Genomic DNA, 10,696 nt, shown 5'->3' with positions numbered 1-10,696 from the left:
AGCCCCCGCTGAAAACATGCGAGGGACGGTTGAAACATGGGTCAATTCTCAATGGAAATATTACGCTGCGCCGGGTCAGCTCTCAGTGGAAATCAACACTGAACTGCACAAATCTCCAGATCGGTGAGCATAAGGGCCTTTGTATCAAGATGTCTCGTGTGGGACTGGTCGACGCCGCGATCATAGCGAGCAAGGCGATCAATATGTTTTCGCCGAAGGTGGTCGCCATGTCTGGAATTTGCGCCGGAGTTGCTGGCCACTCCGAAATTGGAACGCTCGTCGCGGGCAATTTTGCCTGGGAATATCAAGCAGGAAAGTGGAGCGTCGACGACTTCAAGATGGAGCCTTATCAAGTCCATCTCCACCCCCCTGTCCTTGACGAGTTGGAATTGTTCGTTGCGAAAGACAAGCTTGGTTTGCAGTTCAAGGAAAACACGTTTCCCGATCCTAAGACCAGGCATCATGAGATCGTAATCGGACCGTTCGCTTCTGGATCGGCCGTGATAGCAGATCCAGAAAGGGTGAAGACAATTAGTGAGCAGCAACGGAAAATGGCCGCCATTGATATGGAGATGCATTCCATTTACCGAGCGTGCGACATCTCGGCCGAGCGCCCAGCATTCTTCGGTGCCAAATGTGTCGTCGATCTTGCCGACCACAACAAGGGCGATGAACATCACGTTAACGGCTCCATCATTTCGGCGCGTTTTGTCTCTGCATTCGTTCATCACCTGCTCGAAAAAAGGGGTTGATCGATATGTCGAGTGAATTAGAGAACGAAAACGCCCAGGTGGGCTTGGAAATCTCGTCGAAATGGTTCGAATACCACTCGGGACAACGTCAGGATATGTTCAAGACCTTCTTGATCATCACGGCGGGTCTCGGCTCAATCATGGGCTATCTTCTGCAGGCAAAACTGTTACTTCTTCTCGCCCTTGCAGGCATCTCCCTGGCGGCTCTCGCAGCGCTGTTTTGGATGATCGATGATCGATCGCGATATCTCGTGGGCTTGGGAGAGGTCGCTTACGAACGCTTCTGGAGAGCGCTCGGACTGCCAGCCGAAATCTGCCCACCTGCACAATCCTCCCGCCACGCACCGGGAATGATTCGGTTTAAGACGCTTTACCGTGCTGCATTTCTCGCGTGCATTATGACCGGCAGCATCACAGCGATGGTCGCGCTCTCAATGGTGGCTAAAGGTTGAGAAGACTATCATGTGCGTATGAACGCGTTGACGGAAAGCGGTTGCCGTGTAACTCCGTCTGCTAAAAGGGCTGCCGAAACCTGTGATGGGGGGCCTTGACGCCCGTCTTCTGGTTCTTTATTTGTTCCGCTTATGAAAAGGATTCATCGACAACAACGACAACGCTGACTGACCGCGCGCCGCGGCGTCGACCAGTATTGTTGTGGAGTTTCGGTGATGAGTCCTTTGAATGAAGAAGGCCGTATGGCCTCGAACGACGTCTGCAATCCTCCAGCGCGTTTCCGCCCTTATGGTGAAATCAGATGCTCGAGTCCTTCCCACTACAGAAGCCAGCTCGCGCGAGACCTGGGCTGCCTGCTCGACGTTGACGAAGAAGTCGTCGCCTGGTGCTGCCGGCCCTACGGCATGGATGACGTACTCCTTGATATCGGCTGGAAGGGGCCTCCTCCAGATTTCCTGGCGACATACAGGGATGGCCGAGAGGAATTCTTGCATGCGGCGGAGGGAGCCGGAGATCCGGAAGTCACCGAAGCGGCGGCGTGCCGCAGGATGCGGCACCGTTTCGTCACAATGTCCGAGATCCGGCAGGGCTACCGGCTGCAGAATGCCAAGGATCTCCTGCGGTACTCTTCATACCAGACTCCTTTAGGTGATCGAATTCGGCTCCTCGCGGCTTTGGAGCAGGAGGGCTCTGCCACGGTGGCGGAATGCCTGCCAATCTTCAGAGAGGTCAGCCCGGTCGCGGGTCTCTCGTCACTCGTCCTGCACCGTTGGATCACGGTGGACCTAGATGCCGAGCCGATCGCCCCGCACACAGTCGTCAAGCCGGCGAGGAGCAGATCATGAGCCGAAATCCTCGAGCAATGTCGGAGGTCGCTGCCTCGGCGACCGCACTGGCTAGAACCGCATGTGTGCTTGCTCTTCGCGAAACCTTGTTTAATCACCCGCCTGTCTTCTCCGGTCGGCCCTTTACGCTCGCGCTCGTGGTGCCAGCGGATCTTAGAAAGGATCTTCAGAGCGCCTACCTCACGTTGATCCGCGACGAGCCTGTGTTGCACGACGTGGACTTGGCCGAGCCTGTGACGCGGACCAGGGGCGGGCCGGATTACTCGCCAGTTCAGGTCTATTTGCGAACAAGCAGGAGGTTGATTATTTTGCTTGATCGTCCCGAGACCGTGCCCCCATTCGTCGTCGCGGCGGCTGATGCCGTTATCCCGATCCGGCGGATCGACGCGAATGTTCTGACCCTCGCGTTTCGAATTGTCGAGAGAGAGGAGCTTGCGCTGAAAGACGCCAATTCCATGGCGTCGTATCCCATCGCGGACGTGCTGGCAGCAGCGCGGCCGGGCCGGTCGGCCAAAGACGTCCTCCTCAGGTTGGCGGCCGCGCATGAAGCCAAAATCGATCGAGGCGTCCCGCCGGTCGAAGCGCTCGCGGGATATGGAGACGCAGCCGCCTGGGCGGGAACTCTCGTCGCCGAACTTGCCGCATGGAAGAGAGGCGAACTCCCTTGGACGGATCTCGACGCGGCCGCGCTGCTCAGTGGGCCGCCTGGGGTGGGCAAGACGTTGTTCGCACGTGCCTTGGCGAAAAGCTGTGGCTGCACCTTCATAGATGCATCTCTGGCGCAGTGGCAGTCGACGGGACACCTTGGCGATCTGCTCTCTGCGATGCGTGCATCTTTTAAGAAGGCAACCGACCGGGCCCCCGCTGTCCTCCTGATCGACGAATTCGACAGCATCGGTGACCGATCCAAGTTCTCAGGCCCGAACGCGCAGTACACCACCGAAGTCGTCGCGGGCCTTTTGGAATGCCTCGATGGCGCACACCGGCGCGAAGGCGTCGTGGTCGTAGGTGCCTGCAACAACCCTGAAAGGATCGATAGCGCGCTGCTGCGCCCTGGGCGACTTGGCCGCCACTTCAGACTATCGCTCCCCGACGCCGCCGCCCGCAAGGGAATAATCCGGTTCCACATAGGCGACGCATTAGACGAAACTGGCACCGACCGTATTGTCGCGGCGACGGCCGGGTGTACCGGAGCGGACATCGGACAGCTAGCGGCCGACGCCCGGCGCAGGTCGCGAACGAGCGACCGTCCCCTTCGGCTGGAAGACGTCTTGTCTTGCCTGCCGCAGGCCGAACGGATCGCGGGAGAAATGCGGAGGAGGGTCTGCGTCCACGAAGCCGGTCACGCCGCCGCGATCCTGGCATTGGACGTTGGACGCCTGAGCGGTGTGGTCGTCATGGACGAGGTGCCGGCAAGGCTTCGCATCGGAGGCGGTGCAATCTTCGAGCGGGAGGCGCGCCTTCCTACGAGCGAGTTCTACAGGAACAGCATTGTCGTCCAGCTCGCCGGCATGGCAGCAGAGGTCGAAGTCTTCGGCACGCATCTGGAAGGCGCCGGGGGAGGCCGGGGCACGGACCTGAACAGAGCTGCCGACATCGCCACGACCATGATCGCCCAGCTCGGTATGGGGGGACTCAACTATTTAGATGCCGGGGACGAGATGGATCTCGAGCAGATCAGACGCTCCATGCCTGACGTAAATCGGCGGGTCGAGGAAATGCTGACGCAGCAGTTCGAGCGCGCTAAAGCAGTGATACGCAACAACTTGTCCTTCATCGACCAGCTCGCCGGCTTGCTCGATGTGGAGGGACGGCTCGCGGGCGAGCGCGTGGCCGCGATGTTCGCACAGAGGAGCACGGTCCATGCGGAGTAGATGGAGCAAGGACCTGAGCCTCCTACGGAAGCTTCCCCACGAAGACAGAGGTACGGCGTTTCGCGCCTTCATTTCGAAGGAATGTGGTCAGGCACTCAATGTGCGCGAAGCCAGGTCCAGACTGTTCATGATCACCTGCGGCGCATTGGAGGGAAGACCCAGTCTGATAGCGGTGGACGACGCCCAAGCTATCTTGATGTCCTTGGCAGACCTGCAGGCAGTTCTCCTGGACATTTCGCTAGCCGGTTTCTTGGAAGGACTCCAGAGGCTGCCGAAACGGCGAGTGAACAACCGTTAACCTGAAAAGGCCGCAGGAGCGAGCGATCTCGTTATGGGTTCGGTCGGTCCAAATCTGGGACTAGCAGATGTCAACGGCAGATTTCATGTTTTCCAAGCGTCAGCAGAAGATGCTGGCTGCATTGCTACTACATCCGGATCGGTGGTACGGCACCAACGAACTTGTCTCAATCGGAGGAAATGGGACCGGAGCCGGGCGCCGGGTGATCGAAGGACTCAAAAGCTCGGGTATTGTGCGAAGATCCGTCCGCGGAAATCAGGTGGTCTACAGGATAGATCCGGACAACCCGATCTTCGTCGAGCTGCATTCCATCTGCGTAAAGACGTTTGGAATCGCGGAGGTCGTTCGCGAAGAACTCGCCGCGCATCGTGATCGTATAACCGTGGCCTTCATCTTTGGTTCGATAGCTGCGGGACGGGAACGAGCCAACAGCGATGTTGATCTCATCGTTGTCGGAGATATGGACATTTTCGAGCTGGGCGAACCGATACAGCGGATGCAGCAGGCATTTGGCAGGGTCGTCGATCTGAATCTTTACACTGCCTTGGAGTGGGAGCGCCTGGAGGATAACCGAGTTGTTGACGCAATCATGAAGGCGCCACGGATCGTGATCTGGGATAAATCTTAAGGTACCTGGGCAGCCTGTGATTCTGCTTGAGCTGCATCGATCTTCCCCGCGTTTTCTTCTTTAGAAAAGTGTGCCAACTTGCGAATATCATAGGCTTATTTGTTAATGTTCTGTGCCAGGGAACATTAATGTGTTCGTTGAGGTTTTACCCCGGCAGGCTTGTCATTCATGCCTACGACAGCAAGCTCGGGTCTTTGACCATATTAATTCAAGCCCGGCCAATCGCTCTCGAAAGAACCGGGTGTCTTCTCCTCTGGACGCAGGCCCGAACAAAGGTCTCAACGATCCAAACGAGAAACCCTGACCATTTCACATGTCGCCATCGGACCCGCGATCCTTTACCTCGGTACGCCCGTTGTGCTGATCAGCACCGTTAACGAAGACCGCACGTTCAACATCGCTCCATTGTCTTCCGCATGGTGGCTCGGCTGGCGCTGCATGCTCAGGCTTCAGACTCTGTCGCTGACACCGCAGAATATGATCCGGACGGGCCAATGCGTGCTGAACCTACGGTCGGGCTCGGTCGCGTCTTCGGTCGCCGGCCAACTGGTATGCTTTTTCATTTTCGTTTGCATCTTGGAGCTAATGCCCGCGATGCCCTATTGTTAAATCCTCGGCGTCATTATCGGTTCGCTGCTATCTGGGGCCGCGGCCGCAGGTGCATGCATCCTTTACAAGTCCCTTTAATATGCCGCGAGTTTATAGAGGGGCGGCCCGCAAGCTTGGTAGCCTCTTCCCGGCGAGCGGAACTGGCTGCATCACGTTAACGCGTACCCGTTGTCCAGGCGACGGAGCAGGGACTACATCGCTAGATCGCGGGCCTGCGCCGATGCCTGGATCAGCCCCGCGTCGACTGTCTTTGCTTTCGCCGCCGATGCCTTTAACCGGGTAAGATTCAAGTAAGAACGTTCCTCATCAGAATCATCTCGGGAATACATTGCCGGGTGGGATAACCTTCTATTCACCAGCCCTGTTTAGTAGTGCGCTGAACGGCCTCCGGGCCTCTTAGCGCGACCGGGCGAAAATGGAACTTGATCACCTTACGGTAGACGAACTGCACCAACGGGTTGTTGGTGATGACAACGTTCAATACGTTGCGGAAGCCGTACGGTGCTACCACGCGAAGGCATACCGGGCCTGCATTATCATGTCGTCCAACGCGGTTCACGATACCCTACGAAGGCTCGTTGCGGATCTCTCTGAAATCTCGTCCGTGGCGAAAGGCATTACGAAAACGGTCGAGGAACTCCGCGATAAAAACAAGGGGTATGAAACCCGTCTCGTGGATGAGCTTATCGAAAATAAACTCCTGGACCGCGATCGCTTGAACGCGCTAGCCCGCATTTCGACCTTCCGTCATCAAGCGGCACACCCTACCGAGGTCAATCCATCCGAGGCCGACGCTAAGTACATTCTTCGCACGGCAGTTGAGCATTTCCTAGCCGCGCAACTTGCTCCTGCCGATATGGCGATTACGAGATTGATGGCGGCCTTGGGCCACGACAACTTCTTTCCGGCTTCGGATAGCCTTGCGGTTGCTGAAATCGTGGGAGAGGAATTTCTGCTGGTCGAGCAGCCGGGGTGGCCACGTTTGATCGACAATCTTGTCAAGGCCGCGGAAAATCAGGCGTCCGACAACCGAACTCAGGCGGCTAATGCTAGAGCTTTCCTATGCGGTCTGGTGGCAAATCATCCAGGTGAAATTATTGAGCTGGTTTTCAAGAAGGCCATGGAACGTCCGAAGGTTTTTGATGCCAGACACTACTATTTGTTGCAGTTGATCGCTTCAAACGCCGAGATCACGCGATCATCGTCCGATGCGACCCTGAAGCGCCTGGACGCCGCGCTCGCGGCGGCCATAGAAAATGCACCCGCGGTTGATGATAGGAGCCCACTCCATCCGCAATGGTTCCTTAGAGGGCTGACGAATGAATTTGGCCGGGATGAAATACGCGATGCAGAAGATGCTTTCAAATTAACAATCCGGGCTATCGTCCACAAGTTCTGGTATCACGACGTGATACCGCAATCGAATGCCGCCGGGATCTACCGGCCAATTCTCGATATGATTGCTAGCAAGATCGATACCGCGGTCGATATGGAGGAAGATCGCTTGGCAGCACTTCTTATAAAAGGCGATCACCTATTTCAGCGCGGGATCAATGAACGAGACGCCTACAAGCTTCTTGTGGCTATGCAAACCGGCCCCTTCAAAGGGCCGATACGCGAGTTGGTATCTAGCGGCTTTGTGAAGATTCCCCGCCTCGCCGCGATGGCAAGGCGTCACGCGCGCCATTGCGAGATTGCAGATCCCACGTCTACGAGGTCTACAGCGGCATGACCTTTGAGATTCAAAATTAACGCCAACCGAGGGCGGGCAGCCCCGGCGACATTAGCTTGTCTAGCTCCTCTTCGCTCGTGACGCATTCGTACTCGGCACTTTCGAAAATGAACCGAAGCATTGCCTGGTACTCGGCTGTAGTGAAGCCTATCCTCTCGATGTCCGATAACGAGAAGAACCCGACGCCCTCTTCGGCGATCGTGCGCTCAGAGACCCAAGTCTCATTGGTCTCGACATCTCTCATCAAGTAATGACTGTTGAATCGATCATTGACAAAGTCGACGGGTTCTCCGGCATCGTTTAGCCAAGCCACGAATTCCATGCATTTGTAGAAGTCGGTTCGAGCGTTTCTCATGAGCGGTTCCTCCTGGATGTACTCCAAGCATGTCTGCAGGAACTGCAAGTGAGAAATGCCTGTTCGGACCGCCGGCGAGCCTCTCGCCTTGGCTCACATTTAAAATGGGCGCCTTAATCATGGGACTGCGAAGTTGGCTGAAATTTTCGGTCGTCCATCAACTGGTCAGCTACTATGGTTCTTCTCCAAGGCGACGAGCCGTTTCCAAATGACTGGCTTCCGGTGTCAGGCGCCTCGAGCGCCCGAGGCTCCAACCAATCTGTATACCAGACCTCCCCAAGATTGATCCTGCCACTCGCTAGCTGAATCTCCTTTGTTTGGAAATCGTCGCGGCGACGCGGGCCCTCACGGATGAAGAGCAGATGGTGCAAACAACGTGTGGAATCGAACCTCATGGAGATCGGCATCATTCGAGTAGGGCGAGGATCGATCCGCAGACCAATCGCTTGGGTCAGGTCTACTAAACCTCAGCCTTGGAACCACGCCTCCCGAATGCTGATCGTCCCGCTCGCCAGATCGTGTCCGCGACCCAACGCATCGTTGATCAAGTCCAGACGATCATCTTCTGCGAAAACCTGCGCACGGGTAATCTGTGCGGTCACGGCATCCCATAACTTTTGTGGCCGAATGTCTGGTCCATGAAGGTGAACGTCGCTCAGCGTGCCTGCGCAGACATTATCAAAGGCGATCACCGTCAGTGTATCGACCAAGGCATGAGGCGGTAAAGCGCTCAACTCGGGACGCCCTCCCATCATCTCGATGATTGCTTCTCTCCTCGATCGGACTGCATCAAAGACTCCGATTGGATTGGTTTTCATGCTGACGTCTTCGTTATTCATCGCGCTCTCCTGTCACCTCAAAATGCTCGGTCCATTGTTAGGGTTGGTCAAGAGCTTCGTGTTGCTGGTGATCAGCATCCGAGCGTGGTCCCTGTCAACAGCGAACTTGCCGGCCGCGTGGTGGTGTTCTCCCGCTTTGCACCCGTGGATGCGGCGATCGCCTGAGGTCGATCTCATTGTCCGATCGCTGGTCTGGGGACGCTTCAGAGGCAAAGTGCGGGATAAGTTCCGATCAAGAAGGTGCGCACACTTAGGCTTGAAGCGGAAGCTACTTGAGTGGCAAGGGGCAAAAATGTCGTCTTTAGTGTCGCAGTGTCAAGTCGAGTGTCGCCCTATATAGGTCGCCGAATTATTCGAGGCGGTCTCCTCAAGCACCTCTTCCGGGATATCGTCAAAGGAAGCGTAGTTAAGATTGTAGAGCCGCGAATAGAGCTTGCCGTTCTTCATCAGCTGATTGTGATTGCCGCTCTCGATCAGCTCGCCGTTCTGCAGCACGATGATGCGGTCGGCTTCGCGGATGGTGGCAAGGCGGTGGGCGATGACGAGGCCGGTGCGGTTTTCGAGAAGCTTTACCAGCGCCTTCTGGATCAGCATCTCGGTATAGCTGTCGATATTCGCTGTGGCTTCGTCGAGAACGAGGATCTTCGCGTCCGCCACCAGCGCGCGGGCGAAGGAGAGCAGTTGGCGCTGCCCAAGCGACAGGTTGCCGCCGCGTTCGCCGAGCATGCTGTCATAGCCCTGCGGCAGCCGCATGATGAAATCATGCGCGCCGACGGCCTTGGCCGCCTCGATCACTTGCTCGCGCGTCGCCTTGGTCTTGTGATAGCGGATGTTTTCGAAGACGGTGCCGGTGAAGAGGAACGGCTCCTGCAGCACCATGGCGATCTGGTCGCCGAGCGAATCCTGCGTCAGCTCGCGCACATCATGGCCGCCGACGACGACCTGGCCTTGCTGCACATCGTAGAAACGGTGGATGAGCGACATGCAGCTGGATTTGCCGGAGCCGGTCGGCCCGACCAGCGCGACAGTCTCGCCCGGGTTTACCCGGAAGCTGACGTGTTTCAGCACCGGATGCTTCGGATTGTAGCCGAAGACGACGTCGCGGAACTCGACCGAACCGTCCATGTCCTTCGACAGCACCTTGGCGTCAGGCGCATCCTTGATATCGACAGGCACGTCGAGAACTTCGGTCAGCCGCTGGCCGGATGCCATGGCGCGCTGCATGACGGAATATTGCAGCGTCAGCGAGCGGATCGGGTCGAAGAAGCGCTGGATATAGAAGAGGAAGGCGACGAGCACGCCGACGTCGAGCGCCTGGTTGAGCACCCGCGCACCGCCGACGACGATGACCAGCGCCATGGCGACACCCGTCAGGCTATCGACGATCGGCACCATGACCTGCGCATAGCGCGCTGCCGTCAGGTGGGTCAGCAGGTTGGCATGCGCCTTGTCGTCGTAGAGGGTGAAGTTGACGCCCTGGCGGTCCATGCTCTGGACGGCGCGGACACCATGAATGGCTTCGGCGAGCGCACCGGCCGCCACCGAGTTCGTCTCGTGCGCGGCCATGAAGGATTTGCGGGCGAGCGGCAGCCAGAACAGGCGCACGACAAAGAGCACGGGGAGGACGGAGAGCGTCAGCAGGCCGAGCTTGAAGTCGAGATAGAGCATCACGAAGACGATGCCGAAGAGCAGGGCGATGTCGCCGACCGAGAGAACCGAGGTTTCCAGGAATTCCTGCATCGAGTTGACGTCGCCCTGCAGGCGCGACATCAGGCGGCCGACTTCCGTCTTGTCCATGAAGGAGAGCGAGACGCGCTGCAGATGCGAGAACATCGCCTTGCGCATGTCGAAGAGCACGTTTTCGGCGACGCCGCCGACCAGCGTTTCCTGCGCATAGCTTGCGGCATAGTTGACGAGGATGGCGCAGAGGAAGGCGACGATCGCCCAGGTCAGCGCCGAGGAATTGCTGCCCGGCTGCATGCCGTGGTCGATGGCATAGCGGATGATCAGCGGGATTGTCAGCTGCATTGCCGTGAAGGTGAGCACGGCGACGACAGACCAGACGATCTTGTCGCGATAGGGATGAACGAAAGCCCAGATGCGCTTGACGATATTGCCGTCGAAGGCCTTGCCGAACATCTCTTCCTCGACACGATGCGACCCGACCACCGCCCGCGGCGGCCGCCTGCCGTCTTCGCGCGGATCCGGACGCTCGGTTTCCATCTCCTCGGCCATGCCATTCCTCCCGCGGCCATTTCTTGTAGTGGCCGGCATTTCGTTTTATTTCCTTTCTCCCCGCTGGGGAGAAGGA

The 10,696-nt window shown here is 57.5% G+C and carries 9 protein-coding genes; 6 read left to right on the top strand and 3 right to left on the bottom strand.

Annotated elements, in window-relative coordinates; all coding sequences use genetic code 11:
* The 6 genes from ACQZ5H_RS12650 to ACQZ5H_RS12625 form a co-directional block, all read left to right on the top strand.
* Positions 1–752, top strand: a 752-nt coding sequence (locus tag ACQZ5H_RS12650; protein WP_449097911.1) for a 5'-methylthioadenosine/S-adenosylhomocysteine nucleosidase family protein, incomplete at its 5' end; no start/stop codon positions are given.
* Entirely contained in the window at positions 749–1,204 is a 456-nt protein-coding gene (locus tag ACQZ5H_RS12645) for a hypothetical protein (protein WP_449097910.1), read from the top strand. The genes ACQZ5H_RS12650 and ACQZ5H_RS12645, both read left to right, overlap by 4 nt.
* Before the next feature lie 216 nt (positions 1,205–1,420).
* On the top strand, positions 1,421–2,050 hold the full coding sequence (locus ACQZ5H_RS12640; protein ID WP_449097909.1) for a hypothetical protein: 630 nt from the start codon (positions 1,421–1,423) through the stop codon (positions 2,048–2,050).
* Positions 2,047–3,924 carry an AAA family ATPase gene (locus ACQZ5H_RS12635; protein ID WP_449097908.1) on the top strand — a complete coding sequence of 626 codons (1,878 nt, stop codon included), beginning with the start codon at positions 2,047–2,049 and terminating at the stop codon, positions 3,922–3,924. Before ACQZ5H_RS12640 ends, ACQZ5H_RS12635 begins: the two co-directional genes overlap by 4 nt.
* A gap of 365 nt (positions 3,925–4,289) precedes the next feature.
* Entirely contained in the window at positions 4,290–4,850 is a 561-nt protein-coding gene (locus ACQZ5H_RS12630) for a nucleotidyltransferase domain-containing protein (RefSeq protein ID WP_449097907.1), read from the top strand.
* A gap of 1,024 nt (positions 4,851–5,874) precedes the next feature.
* On the top strand, positions 5,875–7,191 hold the full coding sequence (locus tag ACQZ5H_RS12625) for a hypothetical protein (RefSeq protein WP_449097906.1): 1,317 nt from the start codon (positions 5,875–5,877) through the stop codon (positions 7,189–7,191).
* 16 nt (positions 7,192–7,207) lie between these two features.
* Here the strand turns inward: ACQZ5H_RS12625 and ACQZ5H_RS12620 are convergent, their stop codons facing one another.
* From ACQZ5H_RS12620 to ACQZ5H_RS12610, 3 genes are all read right to left on the bottom strand, one after another.
* A complete protein-coding gene (locus ACQZ5H_RS12620; protein WP_449097905.1) occupies positions 7,208–7,573 on the bottom strand; it encodes a hypothetical protein in 366 nt (121 codons plus the stop codon).
* A 440-nt stretch (positions 7,574–8,013) separates the two neighbouring features.
* Complete coding sequence (locus ACQZ5H_RS12615; RefSeq protein WP_449097904.1) at positions 8,014–8,385, bottom strand: hypothetical protein; 372 nt, start codon at positions 8,383–8,385, stop codon at positions 8,014–8,016.
* Between the two features lie 315 nt (positions 8,386–8,700).
* Positions 8,701–10,620 (bottom strand): ABC transporter ATP-binding protein, encoded by a 1,920-nt coding sequence (locus tag ACQZ5H_RS12610; protein ID WP_449097903.1) that lies wholly within the window; start codon positions 10,618–10,620, stop codon positions 8,701–8,703.
* Positions 10,621–10,696: the final 76 nt, after the last annotated feature.

This window comes from Rhizobium sp. 21-4511-3d (assembly GCF_053522545.1).
Note: the sequence above shows the minus strand (reverse complement) of the source record. Positions and strands in the feature narration are given on the sequence as shown.

Coding starts and splice junctions, on each gene's coding strand:
- ACQZ5H_RS12640 (WP_449097909.1), top strand. CDS start 1,421: ATGAGTCCTTTGAATGAAGAAGGCCGTATGGCCTCGAACGACGTCTGC.
- ACQZ5H_RS12635 (WP_449097908.1), top strand. CDS start 2,047: ATGAGCCGAAATCCTCGAGCAATGTCGGAGGTCGCTGCCTCGGCGACC.
- ACQZ5H_RS12630 (WP_449097907.1), top strand. CDS start 4,290: ATGTCAACGGCAGATTTCATGTTTTCCAAGCGTCAGCAGAAGATGCTG.
- ACQZ5H_RS12625 (WP_449097906.1), top strand. CDS start 5,875: ATGGAACTTGATCACCTTACGGTAGACGAACTGCACCAACGGGTTGTT.
- ACQZ5H_RS12615 (WP_449097904.1), bottom strand. CDS start 8,385: ATGAATAACGAAGACGTCAGCATGAAAACCAATCCAATCGGAGTCTTT.
- ACQZ5H_RS12610 (WP_449097903.1), bottom strand. CDS start 10,620: ATGGCCGAGGAGATGGAAACCGAGCGTCCGGATCCGCGCGAAGACGGC.